Annotated in this window: 20 protein-coding genes; 10 read left to right on the top strand and 10 right to left on the bottom strand. The window is 68.2% G+C overall.

Annotation, left to right across the window (positions count from 1 at the left end; genetic code table 11):
• Positions 1-16 precede the first annotated feature (16 nt).
• From DES47_RS08805 to DES47_RS08795, 3 genes are all read right to left on the bottom strand, one after another.
• Complete coding sequence (locus DES47_RS08805; protein ID WP_425057432.1) at positions 17-757, bottom strand: DUF1365 domain-containing protein; 741 nt, start codon at positions 755-757, stop codon at positions 17-19.
• Between the two features lie 44 nt (positions 758-801).
• Complete coding sequence (locus DES47_RS08800) at positions 802-2,103, bottom strand: NAD(P)/FAD-dependent oxidoreductase (protein ID WP_133700300.1); 1,302 nt, start codon at positions 2,101-2,103, stop codon at positions 802-804.
• Positions 2,104-2,446: 343 nt separating this feature from the next.
• Entirely contained in the window at positions 2,447-3,043 is a 597-nt protein-coding gene (locus DES47_RS08795) for a glutathione peroxidase (RefSeq protein WP_133700299.1), read from the bottom strand.
• A gap of 150 nt (positions 3,044-3,193) precedes the next feature.
• On the opposite strand from DES47_RS08795, the gene DES47_RS08790 reads away from it, so the two are divergent.
• Both DES47_RS08790 and DES47_RS08785 read left to right on the top strand, forming a co-directional pair.
• A complete protein-coding gene (locus DES47_RS08790; RefSeq protein WP_133700298.1) occupies positions 3,194-4,132 on the top strand; it encodes a MerR family transcriptional regulator in 939 nt (312 codons plus the stop codon).
• Between the two features lie 68 nt (positions 4,133-4,200).
• Entirely contained in the window at positions 4,201-5,064 is an 864-nt protein-coding gene (locus DES47_RS08785; protein ID WP_133700297.1) for a ferritin family protein, read from the top strand.
• Positions 5,065-5,124: 60 nt separating this feature from the next.
• Here DES47_RS08785 and DES47_RS08780 read toward each other — a convergent pair whose 3' ends face one another.
• From DES47_RS08780 to DES47_RS08770, 3 genes are read right to left on the bottom strand one after another with little or no spacing between them, the layout of a single operon-like run.
• The gene (locus tag DES47_RS08780) at positions 5,125-6,036 is read right to left on the bottom strand and encodes a hypothetical protein (protein ID WP_133700296.1); all 912 of its coding nucleotides are present in this window, start codon (positions 6,034-6,036) and stop codon (positions 5,125-5,127) included.
• 20 nt (positions 6,037-6,056) lie between these two features.
• Complete coding sequence (locus tag DES47_RS08775) at positions 6,057-6,932, bottom strand: ABC transporter ATP-binding protein (protein ID WP_133700295.1); 876 nt, start codon at positions 6,930-6,932, stop codon at positions 6,057-6,059.
• 1 nt (position 6,933) lies between these two features.
• The gene (locus tag DES47_RS08770) at positions 6,934-7,281 is read right to left on the bottom strand and encodes a GntR family transcriptional regulator (protein ID WP_133700294.1); all 348 of its coding nucleotides are present in this window, start codon (positions 7,279-7,281) and stop codon (positions 6,934-6,936) included.
• A gap of 218 nt (positions 7,282-7,499) precedes the next feature.
• On the opposite strand from DES47_RS08770, the gene DES47_RS08765 reads away from it, so the two are divergent.
• Entirely contained in the window at positions 7,500-8,711 is a 1,212-nt protein-coding gene (locus tag DES47_RS08765; RefSeq protein WP_243748223.1) for a sialidase family protein, read from the top strand.
• Positions 8,708-8,965 carry a MoaD/ThiS family protein gene (locus DES47_RS08760; RefSeq protein WP_133700293.1) on the top strand — a complete coding sequence of 86 codons (258 nt, stop codon included), beginning with the start codon at positions 8,708-8,710 and terminating at the stop codon, positions 8,963-8,965. Before DES47_RS08765 ends, DES47_RS08760 begins: the two co-directional genes overlap by 4 nt.
• An 8-nt stretch (positions 8,966-8,973) precedes the next feature.
• Here DES47_RS08760 and DES47_RS08755 read toward each other — a convergent pair whose 3' ends face one another.
• The 4 genes from DES47_RS08755 to glnE all read right to left on the bottom strand — a co-directional run bounded on the left by DES47_RS08755 (position 8,974) and on the right by glnE (position 13,948).
• The gene (locus tag DES47_RS08755) at positions 8,974-9,627 is read right to left on the bottom strand and encodes a glutathione S-transferase family protein (RefSeq protein ID WP_133700292.1); all 654 of its coding nucleotides are present in this window, start codon (positions 9,625-9,627) and stop codon (positions 8,974-8,976) included.
• Positions 9,628-9,705: 78 nt separating this feature from the next.
• Positions 9,706-10,596, bottom strand: coding sequence for a DMT family transporter (locus DES47_RS08750; protein WP_133700291.1), 891 nt, complete (start codon positions 10,594-10,596; stop codon positions 9,706-9,708).
• Positions 10,597-10,637: 41 nt separating this feature from the next.
• A complete protein-coding gene (gene rrtA / locus DES47_RS08745; protein WP_166651916.1) occupies positions 10,638-11,213 on the bottom strand; it encodes a rhombosortase in 576 nt (191 codons plus the stop codon).
• Positions 11,210-13,948: a bifunctional [glutamate--ammonia ligase]-adenylyl-L-tyrosine phosphorylase/[glutamate--ammonia-ligase] adenylyltransferase gene (gene glnE, locus DES47_RS08740; protein WP_133700289.1), complete on the bottom strand. Its 2,739-nt coding sequence runs from the start codon at positions 13,946-13,948 to the stop codon at positions 11,210-11,212. Before glnE ends, rrtA begins: the two co-directional genes overlap by 4 nt.
• Before the next feature lie 129 nt (positions 13,949-14,077).
• Here glnE and DES47_RS08735 point away from each other — a divergent pair, with 129 nt between their 5' ends.
• The 6 genes from DES47_RS08735 (at position 14,078) to DES47_RS08710 (ending at position 25,398) form a co-directional block, all read left to right on the top strand.
• Positions 14,078-18,160: a YhdP family protein gene (locus DES47_RS08735; protein WP_133700288.1), complete on the top strand. Its 4,083-nt coding sequence runs from the start codon at positions 14,078-14,080 to the stop codon at positions 18,158-18,160.
• 14 nt (positions 18,161-18,174) lie between these two features.
• Positions 18,175-18,996 carry a carbon-nitrogen hydrolase family protein gene (locus DES47_RS08730; protein WP_133700287.1) on the top strand — a complete coding sequence of 274 codons (822 nt, stop codon included), beginning with the start codon at positions 18,175-18,177 and terminating at the stop codon, positions 18,994-18,996.
• Positions 18,993-20,180: a methyltransferase gene (locus DES47_RS08725; RefSeq protein WP_133700286.1), complete on the top strand. Its 1,188-nt coding sequence runs from the start codon at positions 18,993-18,995 to the stop codon at positions 20,178-20,180. The genes DES47_RS08730 and DES47_RS08725 overlap by 4 nt, the downstream gene beginning before the upstream one ends.
• Before the next feature lie 24 nt (positions 20,181-20,204).
• The gene (locus DES47_RS08720; RefSeq protein ID WP_133700285.1) at positions 20,205-21,170 is read left to right on the top strand and encodes an AEC family transporter; all 966 of its coding nucleotides are present in this window, start codon (positions 20,205-20,207) and stop codon (positions 21,168-21,170) included.
• A gap of 150 nt (positions 21,171-21,320) precedes the next feature.
• Positions 21,321-22,466, top strand: coding sequence for a serine hydrolase domain-containing protein (locus DES47_RS08715; RefSeq protein ID WP_208114940.1), 1,146 nt, complete (start codon positions 21,321-21,323; stop codon positions 22,464-22,466).
• Positions 22,467-22,566: 100 nt separating this feature from the next.
• Positions 22,567-25,398, top strand: coding sequence for a M16 family metallopeptidase (locus tag DES47_RS08710; RefSeq protein ID WP_133700283.1), 2,832 nt, complete (start codon positions 22,567-22,569; stop codon positions 25,396-25,398).
• Positions 25,399-25,408 lie beyond the last annotated feature (10 nt).

Below are 25,408 nucleotides of genomic sequence, written 5' to 3'. Positions count from 1 at the left end.
GTCGGTCTGGAGCAGTTCAACGGGTCACGAATGCCTTGGGGGGCGCGGGCTTGCGGAACAGGGGCACTCGCTTGAGCCACAGCCGCAGGGCCTGCCAGTGGATGCGCAGGATCAGGCCGAAGGTCATCAGCGGCACGCCGAAGAAGGCCCGGCGCACGCGCTGCGGGTCCAGGGGAGCCAGATCACCGCTGATGCTGGTCAGCAGCAGCGGGCCCTGACCGTCCTCGTGGGTGATGCGCGCCACCGTGCGCAGGCCCTGGGTCTGGCTGTGCATGAAATTGAAGCGGTAGCTGCCGGCCACGGCGCAAAACGGCGAAACGTGGAAGACCTTATCGGCGCATTGCTCGTGCCCATAGGCCAGGGCCGGGCCGTCGAGCAGATAGCAGTGGCGCTCGCCAAAGGTGTTGTTGACCTCGACGACGATGGCGCGCAGGCTGCCGTCCAAGCGATGGCAATACCAGAAGCTGACCGGCTTGAAGACATAGCCCAGCACGCGCGGAAAGCACAGCAGCCAGACTTCGCCCAGCGCGTCGGCAACGCCCTGCTGCTGCAACAGTGCGTCAAGCCATTGCAGGCTGTCGGGACCGCCATCGCCATGGTCTTCGTCGTGGAAGCTGAGCAGGCCGAAGCGATTGCGGCGCAGCGGGCCCGCCGCACCCTGCTCGCGCAGGCTGCGCATCGGCAGCATCAGGAAATAGCTCGGATAGCCGAACGCATGTGGGCTGGGCCGCAGCCGTCGATGGAGCACGCGGCCCATGCCCAACAGCGGCACCCGCGGCAGACTTGAGCGCTGATCCAGTCTCACGCTGCGACATCCTTCAGGCGCTCATCGGTCTGCGCCCAGCGCTGCAGCAGGGCCTGCGCCACCGCCTGGCCCGACATCAGACCGTCCTCGTGGAAGCCATAGCGCGTCCACGCACCGCAGTACCAGGTGTGGGCCTTGCCCTGGATCTCGCTTAAGCGCTGCTGGGCCGCGATGGCGGCCCGGTCGAACACCGGATGCGCATAGTCGAACTCGCCCAGCACGGTGGCGGTAGCGGGCTCGCGCACCGGGTTCAGCGACACCACCACCGGCTGCCGCCACGGCACCGGCTGCAGCCGGTTGATCAGATAGTGCAGGCAGACGGCCGAGCGCTCCTGCTCGCCGCCCGCATTCTCGTAGTTCCAGGCCGCCCAGGCGCGCTGGCGTTGCGGCAGCAGCCGAGTATCGGTGTGCAGCACAGCGCGGTTGCGGTGGTAGCCGATGGCGCCCAGCAGGCGCTGCTCGGCCGCGCTGGCGTCGCTCAACAGGCCGAGCGCCTGGTCGCTGTGGCAGGCCAGCACGACCTCGTCGAAATGCTCGCTGCCCTGGTCCGTGCCCAGGTCAACGCCGGTGGCCGTGCGGCGCAACTGGCGCACCGGCGTGTTCAGCCTCGCGTCGGGCAGGCGGGCCAGCATCTTGTCGACATAGTGCCTGGCGCCGCCGCGCACGGTGAACCACTGCGGGCGGTTCGCCACCTGCAGCAGCCCGTGGTTATGGCAGAAGCGAATCAGGGTGGCGATGGGGAACTGCAGCATCTGCGCGGTCGGGCAAGACCAGATGCAGGCCACCATCGGCAGCAGATACCACTCGCGGAACTCGGCGCCGAAGCGCTGCTCGCGCAGGAAGTCGGCAATCGGCTGGGCCAGCCGCGCCTCCTCGTTGCCCACGGCCAGTTCGGTGCACAGGCGGTTGAAGCGCAGCAGGTCGGCCAACATGCGCCAGAACCCAGGGCGTACCAGATTTCGGCGCTGGGCGAAGACGCTGTTCAGATCGCTGCCGCTCCACTCCAACGCGGCTGCGGGGTGCTGAACCGAGAACGACATCTCGCTGGCCACCGTGTCGACCTGCAACTCGGCGAACAGCGCGATCAGTTGCGGATAGGTGCGCTCGTTGAAAACCAGAAAGCCGGTGTCGACGCCATGGGTGATGCCCTCCAGCGTGACATCAACCGTGTGCGTATGGCCACCGAAATAGCTACCCGCCTCGAACAGCGTCACATCGGCCTGTTCGGCCAGCAACCAGGCGGTGGACAGGCCCGAAATGCCCGAGCCCACCACAGCAACCTTGCGACGCCAGCTCATGAGCCCCCCCCGGCCGGGCCTAAGGCAAAAGGAAGGGGGCCTCCGCTGCGAGCGGAAGCCCCGGTCATAAAGAGTGCCGCACGACGCCCCGAAGCCAACGAGGGAGGGAGGGAGGAGGAGGAGAAGGGCCTCGGGATTGCAGTGCCTGAGACAGGCCGGTCGTGCGACAGCGAAACACTAAAAACAGTAGTACGATTTTTAACTTGAAATCGCGCAATATTCAAGGGCGTTGGGCTCGAAATCCGAACAACACGCCGCGAACTGGCCGGTCTGACTGGCCCGTCGGTTTGAAGTTCCATCGATCGAATGTGAAGTTTCATTGCTGACACCGTGGCGGGCGAACTCAGGGCGCAGCGCTCAGCAGGCGCTCGACCTCGCGCACCACGCTTTTGCTCATCGGGTCGGTGATCGAGCTGAAGCTCTGCACCTCGCGCCCGTCGCGCGAGATCAGGTATTTGTGGAAATTCCAGCTGGGCGTCTTGCCGGTGCGCTGGCCCAGCTCGGCAAACAGCGGGTTCACCGAGGCGTCCCCGGCCTTGACCCGGGACTTGGCGAACATCGGAAACTTGACGCTGAAGGTGTTCTCACAGAACTCCGCGATGTCCTTGTTGCTGCCCGGCTCCTGCGAACCGAAGTCGTTGGACGGAAAGCCCAGCACCACCAGGCCCCGCTCGCGGTACTGGCCGTACAGGGTCTCCAGCGATTTGTACTGCGAGGTGAAACCGCAGTAGCTGGCGGTGTTGACGACCAGCACCACCTTGCCCGCGTACTGACACAGGTTCTGCGGCTTCTCGTCCTGCAGGCGCGGCGCCTCGCGCTTGAGCAGCGTCGGGCAGGCAGACGGCGGGGTCTGGGCCCAGGCGGGCACGCTCAGCGCCATGCCCAGCACAAGGCTGGCGAGCGGGCCGGAGAAGGCGGTGTGGCGTCGTGGATTCAACATTTCTGTCCTAGGCAAATACGCATGGCAACGCTATATTAGGGCATTGATGGGGATTTGTCATATGTTTGTCCTGGACAAAATGAATTTCTGCTGGATTCAGCACAAAAGCTGCCGGTGCCGTGATTCGCACCAGCGGACGGACCGTCGCTGATGGATGCGCTCGGCTTGCACATTGCGGCGGTTGAGTTGGAAACCGGCCTGAGCAAGGACATCTTGCGGGTCTGGGAGCGCCGCTATGGCTTCCCGACGCCCGAGCGTGACGCCCAGGGCGAACGCGTCTACGGCCCGGCACAGATGCACAAGCTGCGCCTGATCAAGCGGCTGATGCTGCTGGGCCACCGGCCGGGGCGCATCGTGCCGGGCGAGGTGCCGGCGCTGGAGGCCCTGCTGGAGCAGTCGCGCAGCACGCCCGCCCAGGCGCCCGCAATCAATGCTCAGGCACACGACCTGGACGGATTCTTCGATTTGTTGCGCAGTCATGATGTGGAGGGCGTGCGACGGCAGCTGTCGCAGTGGCTGTTGCGGCTGGGGCTGGCGCGCTTCGTGATCGAAGTGGTGGCGCCGCTCAATACGCAGGTCGGCGAGGCCTGGATGCAGCGCGAGCTGGAAATCTTCGAGGAGCACATCTACTCCGAGGCGATCCAGAGCGTGCTGCGCCCGGCGATTCTGAGCATTCCGGTGGCGGCCGAGGCGGGCTGCCCCCGGGTGCTGCTCACCACCCTGCCTGGCGAAGCCCATGGCCTGGGCCTGTTGATGGTCGAGGCCCTGCTGGCGCTGGAGGGCTGCCAGTGCCTGTCGCTGGGCACACAGACGCCGCTGCCCGACATCGTCAAGGCCGCTGCGGTGCACCGCAGCGATGTGGTGGCGCTGAGCTTCACCGGCTTCCTGCCGGCCAAGCAAGTCCTGGACGGGCTCACCCGTCTGCGCGCGCTGCTGCCCGAGCCGCTGGAGCTGTGGGTTGGCGGCACCTCGCAAAGCCTGCGCCGACGTCAGCTGCCGGGCGTGCGGCGGGTGGCCGGCCTGGGCGAGATCGGCACCGAGTTGCTGCGCTGGCATGCCGGCGGTGATGTGTCCGCCGTACCGGGCTGAACCCCAGGGTTTACGACAGCTTGTCACACGGACGGCATAGAATCTCCGCAGCTACTCAAGGACGGATCATGCTTTATCCCGAACTCTTCAAGCAGTTGGAAGCCGTGCGCTGGAATATGGACACCGACATCCCCTGGGACAAGTTCGATGCCAGCCAGCTGACCGATGATCAGGCGCGCACGATCAAGATGAATGCGATCACCGAGTGGGCGGCGCTGCCGGCCACCGAGATGTTCCTGCGCGACAACCGCGATGACAGCGACTTCTCCGCCTTCATGAGCGTCTGGTTCTTTGAAGAGCAGAAGCACTCGCTGGTGCTGATGGAGTATCTGCGCCGCTTCCGTCCCGACATGGTGCCCACCGAAGCCGAGTTGCACGAGGTGCGCTTCGACTTCGACCCCGCCCCGGCGCTGGAAACGCTGATGCTGCACTTCTGCGGCGAGATCCGTCTGAACCACTGGTACCGCCGCGCCGCCGAATGGCACAGCGAGCCGGTCATCAAGGCCATCTACGAGACCCTGGCCCGAGACGAGGCTCGCCACGGCGGCGCCTATCTGCGCTATATGAAGCGGGCGATGCAGAAGTTCGGTGACGAGGCCAAGGCGGCGTTCGCCAAGGTCGGCGTGCTGATGGCCAGCGCGCGCCGCACCGCCCAGGCGCTGCACCCGACCAATCTTCATGTCAACGCCAAGCTGTTCCCGCGCGACACCATCCAGAGCCGGGTGCCCGATCCAGAATGGCTGGAGCAGTGGCTGGACAAGCAGATCCAGTTCGACGCCGTGTGGGAAACCAAGGTTGTCGAGCGCATCCTCCACAATATGAGCCTGCTGATGGAGCGCAGCTTTGCCAGCGTGCAGGAGTTGAATCGCTTCCGCAAGGAAATGGCGGCGCGCATCGCCAAGCCAGTGGATCCGACCCCGGCCGCCAGCTGAGCATCGGACGCAGAATGAAGAAAGGCCCGCGATCTGCGGGCCTTTTCACTGGTCGAAGCCTCAGGCGCCTCTGCGCCGGCGCAGCACCAGCAGTGCAAAGCAGCCGGCACTGAACAGCAGCGCGCCAAGGAACAGCGGCTGGGCGCAGTCGCGCAGCGCGGCCAGTCCGTCGTGGGCGAGGAAGCTGGGCAGTTGGTCGAGCACCGGCAGGATGTCGTCCGGGCTCTTTATCTGGACATCATCACCGCCGCCACGGCCGACGTGCAGCAGCGCCTGCGAGCCATAGGAGGTCAGGGCCTTGATGACGTCGAACACCCAGGTGATGCCGTAGAGCTTGTCCAGCACCAGGCCGCCCGCGCCGATGGCCGCGATCATCACCGGTACACCCCAGCGCTTGAGCCAGGCCGAGGCCACCATGCTCAGCAGCAGCAGCGGCATGAACCACAGCATCGCCAGCACCACGCCCAGGGTCAGGCGCAGCAGCAGGGCCAGGTCGGCATTCAGCAGGGCGCCCCAGGGCAGGCTGAACCAGGCACCCGGACCGACGAAGCGGGCGATCGCCACCAGGCCGATGACCTGCGAGCAGGCCCATCCCAGGGCGACCGCCAGCAATGGCACCAGGAAGAACTGCATCAGCACCGTGGCACCAATGCTGGCGCTGTTGCTGACCGGCATCGACAGCCAGAACTCGATCGAGCGGTCCTGCTGGTCGCGCCGGGCCTGGCCCGGGGCCTGCAGGCCCACCGCCGCCCAGGTGATGAACAACACCAGGGCGGTGACCGCTCCGGTGCTGATCATCATCAGCACCAGCGGGCTGGAGGCGAACTCGGCACCGTCGCCCTCGTGCAGGCCCTCGATCTGGCCGAACAGCACGGCCAGCAGCAGCAGCACCGGCGGCACCAGCATCATCAGCAGCCAGCCGCGGTGGTGTTGCATCCACTCGCGCTGCAGCAGGGTCTTGAATTGGGTCATCGTGATTTCTCCTTGGTCGCTCAGGCTTGTTGGCGGCTGCGTTCGGGGGCGCGGGTCAGCGCCACAAACAGGTCCACCAGGCTGGGGCGGAAACGCTGGCCCAGGGCCGTGATGTGCTCGGGCGGCGCGCCGTCGAACAGCGCGGCCGACTGGCCGGCCTGGCGGTAGCGCAGCAGCGGATGGGCGCTGGCGATCTGCTCGGCCTGGGCCGGGTCGTGGCTGAGGCCGACGAAACGGGTATCCATGTCTTCGAGGCTGATGCTCAGCACCAGCTTGCCCTCGTTGAGCATGATCACGTCGGACAGCAGGGTTTCGATCTCCTCGACCTGGTGGGTGGAGATCAGCACGCTGCGCTCGCCGTCGCACCATTCGTCAATCAGCATCTCGTAGAAGGACTTGCGCGACAGGATGTCCAGGCCCAGCGTCGGCTCATCGAGAATCATCACCTTGGCGTCGATGGCCGCCATCAGCGCCAGGTGCAGCTGCACCACCATGCCCTTGGACAGGGTCTTGATCTTGTCGCGCGGCCCGACGCTGGTGCGCTTGAGCAAGGTGCGGGCGCGGTCGGCCGAGAAACGCGGGTGCATGCCGCTCATCAGTGTGATCAGCTGATCGACGCGAGCCCAACGGGGCAGGATGGCCACGTCGGGGATGTAGCTGAGCTGCTCCAGCAGTTTCTCGCGGTCGCGCAGCGGGTTCAGGCCCAGCACGCTCAAATTGCCGTCGAAGCTGCTCAGGCCCACCAGCGCCTTCATCAGCGAGGTCTTGCCGGCGCCGTTATGGCCCAGCAGGCCAACCACGCGGCCTTTGGGCACCTGAAAGCTGACGCCGTCCACGGCGGCCTTGCTGCCATAGCGCACGGTCAGGTTGCCTGCTTCAATCAATGCTGCGCTCATATCAGATCTCCCAGTTCAGTTCGTGGGCCTTGATGCCCAGCCGGCGCAGCTTCTCCACGATCGCCGGCCATTCTTCCTTCAGAAACTTCTCACGCTCGGCCAGGCGCAACCGCAAACGGGCGCCGGGCTGCACATACATGCCGACGCCGCGCCGCGTCTCCAGCACCCCCTCGTCGACCAGGGTCTGCAGCGCGCGGCTGACGGTCAAAGGGTTGAGCACATAGTCGCTGGCGAGCGTGCGCACCGAGGGCATGGCCTCGCCCTCATCAGGTTCGCCGTCCAGCAGGCGGTCGGCCAGGCGGTCGGCGAGCTGCTGGTAAATCGGAGCTTGAGAGGTCCATGTCTGCATGATGTCTGACCTGGTGTGTTAGCGATGTAGCACACCATATCACCGGGGTTCAGCCCCCCCAAACCCGCTGCGATGAACTGCACAAGCGCCGGACGAACTGCAGGGTCTGGACGACGGTTGGGTGAAAATTCCCTCACGCAGCTTGTCGAATTCGGCTCCACTCGTTCGTCGTGCAGTGAGTAGGAAGCCCCTTCGTTTTCCCTTGCCCAGGAGCCGCCATGAGTCGAACATCCGCCCCCTCCTCTCCGTCTGCCAAGAAAGCCGCCGCGCGCGGCAAGTCTTCCGCGTCGTCCACACGCCTCGTCGTCCTCGTGGCGACACGCAAGGGGGCCTGGCTTTTCCACAGCGATGGTCAGCGCAAGACCTGGACGGTCAATGGGCCGCACTTCCTGGGCCACACCATCAGCCATGTGATGCTGGACCCGCGTGACGGCCGCACGCTGCTGGCGGCGGCCAAAACCGGCCACCTGGGCCCGACGGTTTTTCGCTCGACCAATCTGGGCCGGAGCTGGAAGGAGGCGCAGCAGCCACCAGCCTTTACCCCGGCGAGCAACGGTCTGCCCGGCCGCTCGGTCGATCACACCTTCTGGCTGACGCCCGGCCACGCCAGCGAGCCAGGCAGCTGGTATGCCGGCACCTCGCCGCAGGGCCTGTTCCGCTCGATTGATGCCGGCGTCAGCTGGGCGCCGCTGCCGTCCGTCAACGACGATCCAAAGTTCCGCGAATGGATGGGCTCGGCGCAGGACGGCACGCCGGACGGACCCAAGCTGCACTCGGTGATCGTCGACCCGCGGGACCCCAAGCACCTCTACTTCGGCATGTCCGGCGGCGGCGTCCATGAATCGCGCGACGGCGGACAGAGCTGGACCACGTTGATCCAGGGCATGGAGGTGGTCGAGGGCTTCGATGCGGCCACCGTCACCTTCCACGATCCGCATTGCGTGCGGCTGTGCCCGGGCATGCCCGACCGGCTGTACCAGCAGAACCACTGCGGCATCTACCGCATGGACCGGACGGGGCGTCCAGCGGGCGATGTATGGCAGCGCATAGGCCGCAAGATGCCCAAGCGCGTAGGCGACGTCGGCTTTCCGATGGTCGTGCACCCGCGCGATCCCGACACGGCCTGGGTCTTCCCGATGGATGGCACCGATGTCTGGCCGCGCACCAGTCCGGCCGGGCAGCCGGCGGCGTACGTCACACGCAATGCCGGCAAGACCTGGCAGCGGCTGGACCAGGGCCTGCCCGAAAGCCAGGCCTGGTGGACAGTGAAGCGCCAGGCGATGACGGTGGATGCGCAGGCGAAACCGGCACTCTATCTGGGCACCACCAGCGGCGAGCTGTGGATAGGACGCGACGAGGGCGCGAGCTGGACGAACATCGCACGGCACCTGCCGGAGATCTACGCGGTGGAAGTGGCCGAGCTCGCATGAAGGTCTTGATCCCGGGTGCGCTGCGCTCGTACACCGGCGAGTCGCACGTCGATGCGGAGGGCGACACGCTGGACCAGCTGTTCGCCGACCTCGACCGGCGCTATCCAGGGCTGCGCTTTCGCGTCGTCGACGAGCAGGGCCAGCTGCGACCGAATATGCGCATCTTCGTCAACGGCCTCGGTGTGCGGGACATGCAGCATGCCCTGAAGCCGGATGACTTTGTGGCCGTCGTGCTCGCGCTCAGCGGCGGATAACAAGACGCTCAGGTCTTGGCCGCCGCCTTCTCCTGATCCGCCTTGCGGTCGGCGGTGATCTTCTGCGCGCTGGCGCGTTCGCCGATCATCTTCGCGTAGGGCTTCCAGTCGATGCCGCCGGCGGTCAGCAGGTCTTCACCGTACATCGCCTTGGTGGACATCGAGATCAGCGGCAGGCTGACCCAGGCGGCCACGTCGGCTTGCGTGAAGGTGTCGCCGGCGAGATAGGGTGAGAACTTGGCCAGGCGCTTGAAGGCGGCGATGTTCTTGACCAGTTGCTGGCGCACCTTCTCCTTGGCCTCGTCGCTGATGGTGCCGCCGAAGTAGGCTGCGTAATAGAGCTGGCGGGCGACCATTTCCAGGTGCCAGTCGACATAGACGACCAGCTCGCGCACCTTGCCGGCGGCCCAGGGGTCGGCGGGCAGCAGGGCCGGCTGCGGATAGGCCAGCTCCAGATAGTCGGCGATCGCCTGGCTCTCGCACATGGCGCCCTGTTCGGTACGGATGAAGGGCACCTTGGCCAGCGGCGTGCAGTTCAGCACGGCCTCGTCGGTGCTGCCGGTCTTGACCATCTCTTCCTCGAACGGAATGCCTTTTTCCAGCAAGACCATCTTGACCTTGTTGTAGTAGTTGGAGGCGCTGAATCCGCACAAGGTGATCATGGTGGTGGTCCTGTCGAGGTTGGAGGTGGCCAACAGTCTAGACCCGCGCCCGGGCCAGGCCTGTAGCCAACGTGACAATCAGCGCCGGTTCACCAGCACGATGCCCGCGGCCACCCCAACCAGGGCGACGACCAGGCGCAGGGTTACAGGTTCGCCCAGCAACAGGGCACCGGCCAGCAGGCCGAACAGCGGTGTCAGCAGGGTGAACGAGGCCAGTATCGTCGCCGGGTACTGCCGCATCAGCCGGAACCACAGCAGATAGCTGGCAAAGGTGATGACGACAATCTGGAAGGCCATCATGGCCGAGATGCGCGGCGACAGGCTGGTCGGGAACGGCTCGCCCAGCAGCAGCGCACCCAGACTCAGCGCCACCCCGGACACGCACAGCTGATAGAACAGCGTCTTCTCGCCGGACAGGCCGGACAGCTTCGTCGCCCGGATCGCCAGGGTCGTGCCGCCCCAGAACAGCGCGGCCAGCACGCCCAGCGTGTCGCCCAGCCACTGCCGCGGCGGCGCGTCGCTCTGGCCGAAGCCCTCGGCAAAGGCCCAGGCGACGGCGCCGAAGGCCAGCAGCAGGCCCACCGTCTGCCGTGGCTGCAGCCGCTCCGCCTTGGAGATGAAGGGCATGCCCAGCGCCACGACAAAGGGCGCCAGGTAAATGAACACAATCATGCGCGAGGCTGTGGTGAACTGCAGGCCGGCAAAAATGCAGGCGAACTCCAGGCCGAACAGGCTACCCGCCAGCAGGCCGCCGCCCAGCGAGCCGTCGCGCTCGAACAGCTTGATGCCGCGCCACCCGCACCAGCCCAGCAGCAGCACGGCCGCGCACAGCGAGCGCAGGCCTGCCTGCCACAGCGGCGGCACCTCGGCCAGGGCGATCTTGCTGGCGACCTGATTCAGACCCCACAGCGCGCAGCAGGCGAGCAGGGTGATCAGGGCGAGGGTGTCGAGATGAGTTTTTCTAGGCATAGCAGCGTGCGGCACGGGGCCGAGCATGATGCCCGCTCAAATCAGTATCTGCCCCTGCGGTGGGCAACGAAATGCACCAGGAGGGCGCACAACGCCCCGGCCAGCGCGCCGGTGGCATGGGCCAGCGGCGTGATCGCGATGTCCCAGCCGGGCACCTGGCGCAGGGCGGGGCCCAGCGGCTGCTCCAGCGCGATCTTGATCAGCAGGCCCAGGCCGATAACAAGACTCCAGAGCCGTTCGCTGCGGCGCGAGGCGAAGGCCAGCGAGATCACAGCCACCGCCACGCCGGCATGCAGCACGCCGGACAGGCCGCCGAAGTGCAGCAGTTCGGGCTTTGTCAGCAGGCCCAGCTGCGTCAGTGGCCAGGCCAGCGCCCAGGCCAGCGCGGCGCGCCTGGGCAGCCGGGCGGCCCAGCCCAGCGCGGCCAGCACCAGCGTGCCGGCCAGATTGGCCATCAGGTGCTGGGCGCTCCAATGCACCCAGGCGGCGGTCCACCAGCGCCAGGCCTGATGGGTCAGGCCGGGCTGCCAGTCCAGCGCCGCTGTGGGCAGGGCGAACACCAGCGCCGCGCCCCAGGCCAGCAGCAGGCACAGCGCCGTCCAGGCGCTGAACTTCAATCGAACACGGCGCGCCACAGCGCCAGCACGGCATCACGCTGTGCGGCCATGCGCTCCGGTGGCACCGAGGTCGGCTGCTCGTCCAGGCGGGCCCGGTGCTGGGCGCGGCGCAGCTCGCGGTAGGCATCGGCCGCGGCCACGCCGACACCCGCCGGCAGCAGGCCGGCGGCTTCGGCCCGCTGCAGCAGGGCGATATTGCCGGCGTTGTCCAACAACGCCGGGTGTGCTGCGCCATGCAGCAGCACCAGCACCTGGACGGCGAACTCGGCGTCCATCATGCCGCCGGGGCTGTGCTTGACGTCGAACAGCTCGGCGGCGATCCGGTGCGCGCCGCGCACCTTCTCACGCATTGCCTTGACCTCGGCCTTCAGCGCGGCGGCATCGCGGGGTGCCGTCATCACCGCGCGGCGCACGGCCTCGAAGCCGGCCGCCAGCTCGGGGCTGCCGGCGCTGAAGCGCGCACGGGTCACCGCCTGGTGCTCCCAGGTCCAGGCCACATTGCTGCCGCGGCCCTGCTGGTAGTTGGCAAATGACTGCAGCGAGGTCACCAACAGGCCCGAGTTGCCATTGGGCCGCAGCGCGGTGTCGATGTCGAACAGCTCGCCGGCGGCGGTGCGCAGGGTCAGCCAGGTGATCAGCTTGCGCACAAAGGCGCCATAGACCTCGGAGGCGCGCTCGTCCTCGTCGTCGTACAAAAACACCACGTCCAGGTCACCGCCGTAGCCCAGCTCCTTGCCGCCGAGCTTGCCGTAGGCAATGACGGCAAAGCTCGGCACCTCGCGGTGGCGTTGCTTGAGCCGGTCCCAGGCCCAGGTGATCGTGCATTGCAACACCGCATCGGCCAGCGCCGACAGCTCATCGGCCACCTGCTCGACGCTGATGTGGTCCTCGACATCGCGCACCAGGATGCGGAACACCTCGGCATGGTGGGCGCGGCGCAGCGAGTCCAGCAGCGCGCCTTCGTCGGCCTCGCCCGCGCGCTGCCAGGCCTTGTGGCGGGCTTCGAGGTCGGCGACGAAGGCTGTGCCGTCGAAGCGCTCGTGCATCACGCGCTCGTCGGCCAGCTCGTCGATCACGCCGGGGTGCAGCATCAGATAGCGCATCGGCCAGCGGGCCAGGCCCAGCAGCCGTAGCAGCCGGGTCTGCACCGCGGGGCGCTCGACCAGCAGGGCCAGATAGGTCTCGCGGCGCAGCAGCGGCTCTATCCAATCGACGAAGCGCACCGCCGCGACCATGCTGCACTGGCCCTGCTCGACCGCCTGCGCGGCACGGGCCACCAGCTTGCCCAGGCGCAGCTTTGACTCCTCGCGCAGACCCTGCACCTTGGGTGTCAGCGCCAGGCGCCGCACCGGCGTGGCCAGGTCCAGCGGCAGGCGTTCCAGCAGGTCTTCGGAATCCAGGGTCGGCGGCGGGCCGCCACAGCCCTTGCAGCCACCGGCCTTGCTGGCCGGCGGGGCATTGCCGTCGTGCAGCAGCGCGTCGAACTCCATCGCGACAATCTCGCGGATCTCGCACAGCCGGTCCAGCAATTGGCAAGCGTCGGCACGGCAGGTCATGCCCAGACTGGCAGCGATCCAGTTGAGATCACCATCGCCGGTGGGCAGCAGATGGGTCTGCTGGTCATCGAGAAACTGTATGCGGTGCTCGACCCGGCGCAGGAACACATAGGCCTCGGCCAGCTTTTCGGCGGCGCTGACCTTCATCAGCCCCCGCGCGGCCAGCCGGTGCAGCGCTTTCACGGTGGATCGGGTGCGGATCTCGGGGAATTGGCCGCCGCGCACCACCTGCAGCAGCTGCACGGTGAACTCGATCTCGCGTATGCCGCCGCGGGACAGCTTCACGTCATTGGCCCGCTCGGGCCGGCCGGCGGCGCGCTTCTGCGCCTCGTCACGTATCTTGCGATGCAATTGCCGCAGACCCTCGAACACGCCGTAGTCCAGATAGCGGCGGTAGACGAAGGGGGTGACCAGATCGCGCAGGGCCAGGGCTCTACCGTTGGTCACGCTCGCGAGCGGCGCCACCACCCGGCTCTTCAGCCAGGCAAAACGCTCCCATTCGCGGCCCTGGACCAGGAAATACTCTTCCAGCATCGCCAGGCTGACCACGGCCGGGCCCGAGTTGCCATTGGGTCGCAACGCCAGATCGACGCGGAACACATTGCCGTCGTCGGTAACATCGCCGATCAAGGTGTACAGCCGCTTGGCGACCTGCGAGAAATACTCGTGCGCGCTGATCGATTTGGCGCCATCGGTCTGGCCGCTGTCTTCATAGACATAGATCAGGTCGATGTCGGACGAGACATTGAGTTCGCGCGCGCCCAGCTTGCCCATGCCTATGACCCAGAACTCGATCTCGCGGCCCTGGGCGTCGCGCGGCACGCCATTGACGGCGTCCTGGGTAGCCCGGGCGTCGGCCAGGGCCAGGCACAGGCTGACCTCGGCCAGGGTCGTCATCACCAGCGTGATGTCTTCCATCGCCGCGCCGGCCTCGATGTCCAGCACCGCCAGCCGCTCCAGCACCAGATGCCGGGCCACGCGCAGGGCGGCGGCCAGCGGCCGGCCGGCGGCCTGCAAGGTGGCGACCAGGGCCTCGATGGCGGCCCGATCGGGCAGGCCAGGAGGCAGCAGGGCGAGTTCGGCTTCGTAGCGGCGACGCACCCGCTGCACGAAGCGGCTGTGCTCGGCCAGGGCGGCTGGCGATGCCGATGCGAGGGGAAGCGTGTCGGGTGAAGTCATGAGGACAACAGCGCTGTGCTAGATTGATCGCGCCCGCTGCCGGGGGTCGAAGAGGGAACGGGCTCAGGGCCGGTCCGTCCACGCGTCGGCGCTGTTGTTGTTCGTACCACTGCTGGTGCCCCCGAATTCATGTCTTTGTTCACGTCCGCTCTCGCTGCCACCCGTCGCCCAGGCCGCCTGTTGCGCGCCCTGGCCCGTTGGGCGGTGGGCCTGATGTTATTGGCATGGGGCCTGGTGCTGGTGGCCTGGTTGGTGCTGCACTGGGCAATTTTGCCGCACATCGATGACTGGCGCGGGCGCATCGAGACTCAGGCCTCGGCAGCACTAGGGCTAAAGCTGAGCATTGGCAGCATCCAGGTGCGCTCCGGCGGCTGGGTGCCGGCCATCGAAATGCGCGATCTGCGCTTCTCCGACGCGCACAGCCGCGAGGTGCTGCGCCTGCCCATGGTGTCGGCCGCGCTGTCGGCGCGCTCGCTGCTGGCCTTCGAACTGCGCTTCGAGCAGTTGCTGATCGACGGCCCGCAGCTGGAGGTGCGGCGCGACAAGCAGGGCAAGATCTTCGTCGCCGGCCTGAGCCTTGACGATACCGATCGGGCCTCGACCGACGGCGCCGAGCTGGCCGACTGGTTCTTCAGCCAGCATGAGTTCGTCGTGCTGCGCGGCACCCTGCGCTGGCTGGACGAGGGGCGCGACGCTCCGCCACTGAAGCTCAGCGATGTGAACCTGGTGATACGCAACGGCCTGCGCAGCCATCAGCTGCGGCTGGACGCCACGCCGCCGCCGCAATGGGGTGAACGCCTGAGCCTGCGCGGCCGCTTCACCCAGTCGCTGCTGAAGCGGCCCGGCGAGCTGCGCCACTGGAGCGGCCAACTGCATGCCGACCTGCCGCGCGCCGATGTGCGCGAACTCAAGCGCCACGTACAGCTGCCGTTCGAGCTCAGCGAGGGTGATGGCGCGCTGCGCGCCTGGATCGACGTCAAGGACGGCGAGGTCGCCGGCGCCACCGTTGATCTGGCCCTGCGCTCGGTGCAGATGCGGCTGGCTCCCAAGGCCGATGCGATCGATCTGGAGCAGATCCAGGGGCGCCTGGCCCTGCAACGTGACAGCAAGGGTTTGAGCGTGACGGCCACCCAGCTGGGTTTTGTTACCGGCGATGGCCTGGTCTGGCAGCGGGCCGACCTCGGCATCAAGGTCAGGCAGACGCGCGCCAAGGACGGCAGCCTGGCCGCCGTCAGCGGTGGTGAGTTCAGCGCACAGCAGCTGGACCTTGCGGTGATGGCCCAGATCGGCTCGCGGCTGCCGATGGGCGAGGCGCTGCGGCGGCTGCTGGTCGAGCTGCAGGCCAAGGGCATGGCCAGCGAGGTGTCGGCGCAGTGGGAGGGGCCGCTGGACCAGCCCGTGAGCTACAAGGTCAAGACCGTGCTGAACGGCCTGAGCTTTGCGTCGCACCAGACAGGCGACGCCAAGGTCGCCGGCCGCCCGGGCCTGCGCAATGCGCAGCTGCAGCTCAGCGCCACCGAGCGCGGCGGCGAGGGCAGGCTGCTGATCGACAACGGCGCGCTGGAGCTGCCCGGCGTGTTCGAGGACCCGTTGGTCGAGCTCGACAAGTTCAGCGCCCAGCTGAACTGGCGCATCGACCCCCAGCCCGCCGGCCAGGCGCCGAAGATCGAGCTCAAGCTCAGCGACGTGAATTTCGCCAATGCCGACGCGCATGGCGACCTGACCGCCACCTGGACCACCGGCCCCGGCACGGGCACCGGGCGCGGGGGCCGCTTTCCGGGCTTGCTGGACATGAGCGGGCGCCTGGACGAGGGCCGCGCTGCCGCCACCGCCCGCTACCTGCCCCTGCAAATTCCGGCCGACACCCGCCACTGGGTGCGCGACGCGATCCAGTCCGGCAGTGCCCAGGACGCCACCTTCAAGGTGCGCGGCGATCTGTGGGACTTTCCGTTCGACGCCGGCCGCCAGGGCCAGTTTCACATCACCGCCAAGGCCCGGGACCTGCAGTTCGCCTATGTGCCCAGCCACGGCGCGAGCGACGGGCGCCCGGCCTTCGAATCGCCCTGGCCGGCGATGGAAAAGTTGAATGCCGACCTGGTGTTCGACCGCAGCAGCATGGAGATACGCAACGGCCGGGCACGCATCTTTGGTGTCGAGCTGTCGGGCGTGAAGGGCGGTATCAGCGATCTGAGCCATAACGCGGTACTGGTGCTGGACGGCACGGGCCGCGGGCCGCTGAACGAGTTTCTGCGCTTTGTGCGCAGCTCGCCGGTGGCCGAATGGACCGGGCAAGGCCTGACCCCGGCGGTAGGCACCGGCATGGCAGATCTGAGCCTGGGCGTGCAGATTCCGCTCAGCGATGCGGCCAAGTCCACGGTCAAGGGCAGCATCAGCCTGGCCGGCAACGAGCTGCGCCTGCGCCCCGATGTGCCGGCGCTGGCCAATGCCCGGGGCCGCATCAACTTCAGTCACAAGGGCGTGAGCCTGCAGGGCGTCACCGCGCGGGCCTTGGGGGGGGACCTGTCTATCGAAGGTGGCAGCCAGGTCGATGGCCATCTGCGCTTCACAGCCCAGGGCCTGGCCACGGCCGAGGCGCTGAAGCGCAGTGCCGAGCTAGGGGCTCTCTCGCGCCTGGCGCAGTCTTTCAACGGCCAGACCAATTACCGGCTGGAGCTGGGCGTGGTGCGTGGCCTGACCGAGCTGCAGCTGACCAGCAATCTGCAAGGGCTGGCGCTGGACCTGCCCGCGCCGCTGCGCAAGGAGGCCGAGAGTCTGCTGCCGCTGCGCCTGCAGACCCAGCTGGCACCGGAGTTTCGCGCCGCCGGCAGCGCGCCGCGCGACACGCTGCGCTTCGAGCTGGGCAATCTGCTGCAGCTGCAGTACCAGCGCGATCTGAGCGCCGCCCAGCCGCGGGTGCTGCGCGGCGTCATCGCCGTGCAGGACAGTCTGCCGAGCCTGCCGCCCTCGGGCGTGCACGGGCGCGCCAATCTGGGCACGGTCAATGTCGATGCCTGGCAGGCGCTGGCGGCGCGGGTGCTGGGCAACGGCAGCGGCACAGCCGAGGTGCTGGATGCCGGCTACGCACCGAGCGCGCTCACCTTGAAGGCCCAGGAGCTGCAGTTCAGCGGCCGCAAGCTGAACAGGCTGGCGGCGACCGTCAACCGCGGCTCGGCCACCACGGCCGCCGACCAGGGCCTGTGGCGGGTCAATGTCGAGGCCGAGCAGCTCGGCGGCTATATCGAGTACCGCGACGCGCGCAGCGGCGCCGGCCGGGTCTATGCGCGGCTGGCGCGGCTGGCCCTGCCCAAGTCGGATGCCGAATCGGTGGAGAGCCTGCTCGACAGCCAGCCCAGCAGCGTGCCGGCCCTGGACATCGTCATCGACGACTTCGAGCTGCGCGGACTGAAGCTGGGCAAGCTGGAGGTCGAGGCCCAGCACAGCGGCGCGGCGCGCGAGTGGCGGCTGAGCCGCCTGCAGCTGGCCCAGCCCGATGCCACGCTCACGGCCACTGGCAATTGGGCGGCCGAGCCCGGCCAGCCGCGGCGCCGCGCGCTAATGGACTTCAAGATGAAGATCGCCGATGCCGGCAATCTGCTCGAGCGCCTGGGCCTGGGCCGGGTGGTGCGCGGCGGCAAGGGCGAGATGTCGGGCCAGGTCGGCTGGCTGGGCTCACCCTTGAGCCCCGACTACCCGAGCATGACCGGCCAGGTCGCGGTGGCGCTGGACGCCGGCCAGTTCCTGAAGGCCGACCCCGGCGTCGGCCGGCTGCTGGGCGTGCTGAGCCTGCAGTCGCTGCCGCGGCGCTTCACCCTGGACTTCCGCGATCTGTTCCAGGAGGGCTTTGCCTTCGACAGCTTCAGCGGCAACGTGAAGATCAATCAGGGCCTGGCCAGCACCAACAATCTGCGCATGCGCGGCGTCTCGGCCGTGGTGCTGACCGAGGGTCAGACCGATCTGGCCCGAGAGATCCAGGACCTGCGCATCATCGTCGTGCCCGAGATCAGCGCCACCACCGCGTCGCTGGCCTATGCGGCCATCAATCCGGCCATCGGCCTGGGCACGCTGTTCGCCCAGCTGCTGCTGAGAAAACCGATGATGGCGGCCGGCACGCGCGAATTCCATGTCACCGGCACCTGGGCCGACCCCAAGGTGGACCGGGTGGAGCGCAAGGTCGAGGGGGCTGCCGAGGCCGCCTCCGCCCCCCATAACTGAGTCAGGAGCAGGCAATGAAGCTGGCCGCCGTTCAAATGGTCTCCACGCCCGATGTGGCGCGCAATCTGGACAGTGCCCGGCGGCTGATCGCCGAGGCTGCGGCCCAGGGCGCCGCGCTGGTCAGCCTGCCCGAGTACTTCTGCCTGATGGGCCGGGCGGACACCGACAAGCTGAGCATTGCAGAGGAGCCGGGCGATCTGCACGCGCCGATCCAGCAGATGCTCAGTCAGGCCGCACAAGAGCACGGGCTGTGGCTGATCGCCGGCACCTTGCCGCTGCGTACGCCCGATGTGGCCCGCGTGCGCAATGCCTGCCTGGTGTTCGCGCCCGATGGCAGCCAGGCCGCGCGCTACGACAAGATCCATCTGTTCCGCTTCAACAACGGCCGCGAAGACTATGACGAGGGCCGCGTGCTGGAGCGCGGCGACACGCCCACCGCCGTGCAGGCCGGGCCGCTGCGTGTGGGCCTGAGCGTCTGCTACGACCTGCGCTTTCCGGAGCTGTACCGGGCGATGAGTTTTGCGCCGGGCGCCGCGCCCTGCGACCTGATCAGCGTGCCGGCCGCCTTCACCTACACCACCGGCCAGGCCCATTGGGAGCTGCTGCTGCGCGCCCGCGCGGTCGAGAACCAGTGCTATGTGATCGCCGCGGCCCAGGGCGGCAAGCACGAGAACGGCCGCCGCACCTGGGGCCACAGCATGATTGTCGACCCCTGGGGCGAGGTGCTGGCCGTGCTGCCCGAAGGAGAGGGCGTGGTGGTGGCCGAGATCGATGCGGCGCGGTTGGCGGCGGTGCGTGCGCAGCTGCCGGCGTTGACGCATAGAGTGCTGGGATGAGCGAAGCCAGCCTCGATGCGGCCTTTGCATTGCACCGCGCGGGCCGGCTGGACGAGGCTGCTAGCGCCTACCGCGCGATCGCGCCCGACGATGCGGTGTATCTCGACGCACTGCACCTGCTGGGCATCGTCGCGGGTCAGCAGGGGCGGCACGATGAGGCGGTCGAGTTGCTGACGCGGGTTACCGCGCAGCGGCCGGACTTCATGCCGGCGCGGTCCAATCTGGGCAATGCCCAGCTGGCGGCGGGCCAGCCGGCCGCGGCGCTGGCCAGCTTTGATGCCGTGCTTGCTGCCCAGGCCGGGGACTTGTTCGCCACCCGCGGGCGGGCGCGCAGCCTGTATGCGCTGGGCCGCCTGAGCGAGGCGCTGGCCGCCTATGACGCGACCCTGGCGCTGGAGCCCGGTTGCGCGATCTCGCTGATGCAGTGCGGGGACGTGCTCTTGCGCCTGGGGCGGCGCGACGAGGGCGTGCAGGCGCTGCAGCGGGCGCTGGGCCTGGGTGCTGACGCACAGCGCGCCCAGCATATGCGCTTCGTACTGGCCACCGTGGGCGCGGACGCGATGCCGGAGCAAGCCCCCGCCGCCTACGTCAGAGAACTGTTCGACGGCTATGCCGAGGGTTTCGATCAGGCGCTGGTGCAGGAGCTGGACTACCGCACGCCGCAATTGCTGGCCGAGCTGCTGCCTGATCAGCCAGACGCCGCGCTGGCCGTGCTCGACCTGGGCTGCGGCACCGGCCTGTGCGGCGCCTTCCTGCGGCCGCGGGCAGCGCGGCTGGTGGGTATCGATCTGTCCGAGAAGATGCTGGTCAAAGCCGGCGAGCGCGGCCTGTACGACACGCTGGACTGTGCCGAGCTGACGGCCTGGCTGGCCGCCTGCAACGAGCGCTTCGACCTCGTCGTCGCGGCCGATGTGTTCGTCTATCTGGGTGATCTGTCGGCCGTGTTTGCCGGCGTGCGGCGGGTGCTGCGGCCGGGCGGGCGCTTCCTGTTCTCGGTCGAGGCGGCGCAGGATGGCGAGGTGGAGCTGGGTGCCAGTCGGCGCTATCGCCACGCGCTGCCCTATCTGCAGCGGCTGGCGGCCGAGCGGGGCCTGGTGCTCGAGCGCACCGAGTCCCGCGTGCTGCGGCGCAACCTGGATGCCGATGTGCAGGGGCATCTGCTGCTGCTGCGCGCGGGCGCATAGCGCGCGGCGGCATACTCGCCCGCCATGACGAGTGAACTCTGGATCAAGCTGCTGGTGCTGTTCGTGGTCGTGGCCATGGGCTGGACGGCCGGCCGCACCCGCCTGTTGGGCGGCGGCGACACAGTGCGCGTGCTCTCCAACCTGGCCTTCTACCTGTTCACGCCGGCCCTGCTGTTCCGCGCCACCGCGCGCATCGACTTCGCCACCATGCCCTGGGGCACCCTGCTGGCCTTCTTCGGGCCGGCGGTGGTGTGGATGCTGGTCGTCTATGCCGTCAACAAGCGCAATGCGCGGCTGGAGCCGGCGGCACCCGCGGTGCGCGCCATCAGTGCCAGCTTCGGCAACACGGTGCAGCTGGGCCTGCCCTTCGTCGCGGCGCTGTATGGCGACCCCGGCCTGAGCATCCATGTGGCCATCATCAGCCTGCACGCGCTGACCCTGATGAGCCTGGCCACCCTGCTGGTCGAGCTGGACATTGCCCGTGCCGCCCACCATGCGGGCCAGGGCGCCGCGCTGATGACCACCCTGGCCCAGACCGCCAGGAGCACGCTGATACACCCGGTGATACTGCCGGTGATGGCCGGCCTGATCTGGAACCTGCTGGGCCTGCCGATCTGGCCGCTGCTGGATGCCGGACTGCAGATGCTGGGCTCGGCGGTGGTGCCGATGTGCCTGGTGTTGATCGGCCTGTCGCTGGCGCACTACGGCATCAAGGGCGCGGTGAACATCGCCTTGCTGCTGACCGTGGGCAAGATGCTGTGCCTGCCGCTGCTGGTGCTGGCGGTGGGCCACTGGCTGCTGGGCGAGAGCGGCGTGCCGCTGGCGGTGATCGTGCTCGGCGCGGCGCTGCCCGTGGGCTCCAATGCGCTGCTGTTCGCGCAGCGCTACCAGGCCCAGGAGGCCCAGGCCACCGCCGCGATCGTGATCTCGACCCTGGCCTTTGTGGTGATGGCGCCGGCCTGGTTGACGGTGCTGGCCTGGCTGGGCTGAGCCTCACGCGGGCTCAGGCCCGCCCCGACGGGCATCGGGTGCTTGTACCTGATGACTGTGGTTGTGCAGTTCATCGGTCGGCGCTGGCATCAGGCCTCGGCGCTGGCGACACTGCCGGCACACCACGCTGGAGATCCGGTCGAGATGATGATGAAGACGAAACAGATTTGTGCGATGGTCCTGGCGGTTTGCGCCGCCCTCGGCGGCAGCGCCACCGCGGCCGAGCCATCAGCGGTCACAGCGCCAGCCCTTCAACCGGGCCAGGCCCTCGGTCTGGAGGCCCTGCTCAAGGCCAGCGTCGAGGGCAGCCAGGTTCCGGCCATGGGTGCGGTGTTGATACGTCGGGGGCAGGTGACGGAGCGTGCGGTGGCCGGCCTGCGCGCCAAGGGCGGGAGCGATCCGGTTCAGCCCGGTGATGTCTGGCACCTCGGCTCCAATGGCAAAGCGATGACGGCCACGATGGTGGCGCGGCTGGTGGAGCGGGGGCTGTTGTCCTGGGACGCGCCGCTGAGCCGACTGCTGCCCGAGCTGGCCGCCGACATGCAGGCCGCCTACCGCGACGTGACGCTGCGTGATCTGTTGGCCCACCAGTCCGGCATGCAGGCCAATATCGACGAATCCTGGGTGGCGGTCTTCCATCAAGACAAGCGCCCCCTGCATGAGCAGCGCCTGGCCTACGCCCGCATCGCGCTCGCACAGCCGCCCGCCTATGCCCGCGGCACGGCCGATGGCTATTCCAACAACGGGGTGCTGGTTGCGGGCCTGATCGCCGAACGCGCCAGCGGTCTTCCCTATGAGACCTTGATGCAGCGCGAGGTGTTCGAGCCGCTGGGCCTGCGCAGCGCGGCCTTCGGCCCCACCCGTCGCGGTCAGCCCCTGGGGCACAAGGCGGGTGAGCCCGTCGAAGGCAGGGAGGCCGACAACCCGGCGGTGATCGCGCCGGCAGGGGGCATCCACATGTCGATGGACGACTGGGCCAGCTTCGCCATCGACCAGATGGCCGGCGAGCAGGGCCGCGGCAAACTGCTGCAGACCGCGAACTATCGTCTGCTGCATCAGGCGGTGCGCGAGGGTGGCAGGTTCGCACTCGGCTGGCGCCTGCAGAACAGCATGGCCGGCGTCAGCGCCAGGCACCTCGCCCACACCGGCAGCAACGAGGCCTGGTTCGCCCTCATCGTGCTGCGCCCGGACAGCGAGGATGCCGTGCTGGTGAGCAGCAACGCCGCTGATGACGCCAAGGCCGACCAGGCGGTCCGTGAGGTGGCCACCCGCATCCTCAGGGCGATTGCGCCCTGAGCCCCCCGCAAGCTATTAGCGAAGGGGCAAGCGCCAATTGCCCGGGGCGGCGGCTCACAGTATGGTCCGCCAGCTTCCACTGACAGCAGGATCCCTTGTCATGCGTTTCAAACTCCTGGCCCTCGCCGCCGTCTGCGCCGGTCTCGGCGGCGTTTCGACTCTGCCCGCACTCGCCGCGGGCCCGTTGCTGGGCGCCGTGGTGTCCGATGGCAGCAGCCTGTCGGTACGGCACGAGAAGCTGAAGCTGGCCAATGGCTTCGAGGTGATCTTGATCGAGGACCACCGCCTGCCCCTGGTGGCCTTCAATCTGTGGGTGCATGCCGGGCCGCGCAACGAGGCCAGGGGTCAGACCGGTTTCGCCCATCTGTTCGAGCACCTGATGTTCGCCGGCACCAAGCACATACCGCGAGGAGCGGCCGACCGAATCGTCGATGCGGCAGGCGGCACCGACTCCAACGGGTCGACCAATTTCGACCGCACCAACTACTACTTCACCCTGCCCGCCAACCAGCTGGAGCTGGGGCTGTGGATCAAGTCCGACATGCTGGGCTATATGATCGACGAGGTCGACTCGGTGGCCCTGGCCAACCAGCAGGACGTGGTGCGCAACGAGCGCCGCCAGTCGGTCGAGAACCGACCCTATGGTGTTGTCGAGGAGGCCATCTACCAGGCGCTGTTTCCCGAGGGCCATCCCTACCGGGCGGTCGTGATCGGCTCCCATGCCGACATCCAGTCCATCCAGCTGGCCGATGTGAAGGCCTTCGCACGCAGCTACTACCGGCCCAATAACGCCACCCTGGTGCTGGCCGGCGACTTCAAGGCAGCCGACGCCAAGCGCCTGGTGCAGAAGTACTTCGGCACGCTGCAGGCCGGCGAGCCGGTGCCGCCGGTGGTCGTCGCCCAGCCGCGCCTCACCGCCGAACGGCGCGTGCAGGTCACCGACCACGTCGAGCTGCCTCGCCTGAACCTGGCCTGGCACACGCCGGCCATATACCAGAGCGGCGACGCCGACCTCGACGTCGTTTCGCACATCCTCGGCGGCGGCAAGGCCAGCCGCCTGTACAAGAAGCTGGTCTACGAACGCCAGCTGGCGCAGAGCGTGCAGGTCTCGCAGGACTCGGCGTCGCTGGGCTCGGTGTTCGGCATCGAGGTGCTGGCGCGGCCCGGCAAGTCGCTGGACGAGATCGAGGCGCTGATCGACGCCGAGCTGACGGAGCTGACCACCCGGCCGCCCTCGGCCGAAGAGCTGCAGCGCGCCCGCACCACCATCCAGACCCAGCTGTTCGCGCGCATGGAGAAGATGGGCACGCTGGCGGATCTGGTCAACCACTACAACCAGATGGCCGGCGACCCCGACTTCATCGGCAAGGACCTGGCCCGCTACCAGGCGGTGACGCCGGACACGGTGCGCGCGGCCGCGGCCCGATACCTGGGCAGGAACGCGCGGGTGGTGGTGCAGGCCACACCCGGCCCCAAGGTACTGGCGGCCGAGGTGGCCACTCCCCCTGCGCCCACAGCGGCCGCCAAAGGCGAGCGCGAGGCATTGAATGCCAACGAGCCCTGGCGCAAGCAGCAACCCAAGCCGGGCAAGGCGCCTGCCCTGAGCCTGCCGGCGGGCAAGCGCTTCACGCTGGCCAATGGCTTGACGGTGGTCCACGTCGCCAAACCGGGCCTGCCCCTGATCAGCGCCGCACTGGTGCTGCGCGCCGGTCAGATGAACAACCCCGCCGACCAGCCCGGCCTGGCCGGCTTCACCGCCGCCATGCTGCAGGAGGGCAGCAAGACACGCAGCGCCCAGCAACTGGCCGACCAACTGGCCAATCTGGGTGCCAGCCTGCAGGCCACCGCCGGCCGCGAGGACACGCGCATCGAGCTCAGCAGCCTGAAAGCCAACTTCGGTCAAGGCCTGACCCTGCTGGCCGATGTGGCACTGAATCCGGCCTTCAGCCCGGCCGAGGTCGAGCGTCAGCGCAGCGCCCGCCTGGCCGCGCTGGCCCAGCAACGTGCCGATGCGCCCACTGTGGCCTCGCTGGTGGCCAATCGCGCCGTCCAGGGCGAAGGCCACCCGCTGGCCATGCCTGCCTTGGGCGACGAGGCCAGCATCAAGGCCACCGACAGCGCCGCCCTGAGCCGCTTCTGGCAGAGCCAGTACCGCCCGGACCAGGCCGCCCTGGTGGTGGCTGGCGACATCACCGAAGCCGAGCTGAGGACGCTGGCGGAACAACTGTTCGGCGCCTGGCAACGCCCCGCCGCAGCGGCCGCCGTGCAGGCCGCACCGCCGGCCCGCAGCACCCAGGCCCGCGTCGTGCTGGTGGACAAACCCGGGGCGCCGCAGACCGCGCTGGCCGTGGTCTCCGCCGGCCCGCTGGCATCGCATCCCGAGGCGGCCTCGATCAAGGTCATGAACGCGGCGCTCGGCGGCCTGTTCACCTCGCGCATCAACACCCAGCTGCGCGAGGTCAAGGGCTATACCTATGGCGTCTACTCGGCCTATGCGATGGGTCGCAGCAGCGGCCAGTTCGGCATCTACGGCAGCGTGCGCACCGAGGTCACCGGGCCGGCGCTCGGCGACATGTTCACCGAGATAGCCGGCCTGCGTGCCAAGCCCATGGGCGCGGCCGAGCTGAGCCGCGTGCGCAATGCCCAGCTGCTGTCGCTGCCCGGCCTGTTCGACACCAACCGCGTCGTCGTCTCCAGCTACGCCAGCGACTGGGCCCTGGGCTTAGCCCAAGATCACATCGTCAAGCTGCCCGGCCAGTACGCCGCCGTCACCGCCGCCAGCGCCTTCAAGGCCGCCCAGCAACAGGTCAAACCGGCCGAGCTGATCGTCGTCGCCGTTGGCGACAAGGCCAAAGTGCTGCCGCAGCTGGATGCACTGGGGCGGGGGCCGCTGGAGACCTGGGATGATGAGGGCAAGCTGATTGGGCCCTGAACCTATCAGG

Origin of the sequence: Roseateles toxinivorans (genome assembly GCF_004362525.1) — a bacterium.
Classification (GTDB): domain Bacteria; phylum Pseudomonadota; class Gammaproteobacteria; order Burkholderiales; family Burkholderiaceae_C; genus Paucibacter; species Paucibacter toxinivorans.
Note: the sequence above shows the minus strand (reverse complement) of the source record. Positions and strands in the feature narration are given on the sequence as shown.

Bases quoted from the DNA above. Each gene is read 5' to 3' on its own strand.
- DES47_RS08805 (WP_425057432.1), bottom strand. From the start codon at position 757: ATGGGCCGCGTGCTCCATCGACGGCTGCGGCCCAGCCCACATGCGTTC.
- glnE (WP_133700289.1), bottom strand. From the start codon at position 13,948: ATGACTTCACCCGACACGCTTCCCCTCGCATCGGCATCGCCAGCCGCC.
- DES47_RS08780 (WP_133700296.1), bottom strand. From the start codon at position 6,036: ATGACCCAATTCAAGACCCTGCTGCAGCGCGAGTGGATGCAACACCAC.
- DES47_RS08730 (WP_133700287.1), top strand. From the start codon at position 18,175: ATGAAGCTGGCCGCCGTTCAAATGGTCTCCACGCCCGATGTGGCGCGC.
- DES47_RS08785 (WP_133700297.1), top strand. From the start codon at position 4,201: ATGCTTTATCCCGAACTCTTCAAGCAGTTGGAAGCCGTGCGCTGGAAT.
- DES47_RS08725 (WP_133700286.1), top strand. From the start codon at position 18,993: ATGAGCGAAGCCAGCCTCGATGCGGCCTTTGCATTGCACCGCGCGGGC.
- DES47_RS08710 (WP_133700283.1), top strand. From the start codon at position 22,567: ATGCGTTTCAAACTCCTGGCCCTCGCCGCCGTCTGCGCCGGTCTCGGC.
- DES47_RS08765 (WP_243748223.1), top strand. From the start codon at position 7,500: ATGAGTCGAACATCCGCCCCCTCCTCTCCGTCTGCCAAGAAAGCCGCC.
- DES47_RS08795 (WP_133700299.1), bottom strand. From the start codon at position 3,043: ATGTTGAATCCACGACGCCACACCGCCTTCTCCGGCCCGCTCGCCAGC.
- DES47_RS08750 (WP_133700291.1), bottom strand. From the start codon at position 10,596: ATGCCTAGAAAAACTCATCTCGACACCCTCGCCCTGATCACCCTGCTC.
- DES47_RS08800 (WP_133700300.1), bottom strand. From the start codon at position 2,103: ATGAGCTGGCGTCGCAAGGTTGCTGTGGTGGGCTCGGGCATTTCGGGC.
- DES47_RS08790 (WP_133700298.1), top strand. From the start codon at position 3,194: ATGGATGCGCTCGGCTTGCACATTGCGGCGGTTGAGTTGGAAACCGGC.
- DES47_RS08755 (WP_133700292.1), bottom strand. From the start codon at position 9,627: ATGATCACCTTGTGCGGATTCAGCGCCTCCAACTACTACAACAAGGTC.
- DES47_RS08715 (WP_208114940.1), top strand. From the start codon at position 21,321: ATGAAGACGAAACAGATTTGTGCGATGGTCCTGGCGGTTTGCGCCGCC.
- DES47_RS08770 (WP_133700294.1), bottom strand. From the start codon at position 7,281: ATGCAGACATGGACCTCTCAAGCTCCGATTTACCAGCAGCTCGCCGAC.
- DES47_RS08775 (WP_133700295.1), bottom strand. From the start codon at position 6,932: ATGAGCGCAGCATTGATTGAAGCAGGCAACCTGACCGTGCGCTATGGC.
- DES47_RS08735 (WP_133700288.1), top strand. From the start codon at position 14,078: ATGTCTTTGTTCACGTCCGCTCTCGCTGCCACCCGTCGCCCAGGCCGC.
- DES47_RS08760 (WP_133700293.1), top strand. From the start codon at position 8,708: ATGAAGGTCTTGATCCCGGGTGCGCTGCGCTCGTACACCGGCGAGTCG.
- DES47_RS08720 (WP_133700285.1), top strand. From the start codon at position 20,205: ATGACGAGTGAACTCTGGATCAAGCTGCTGGTGCTGTTCGTGGTCGTG.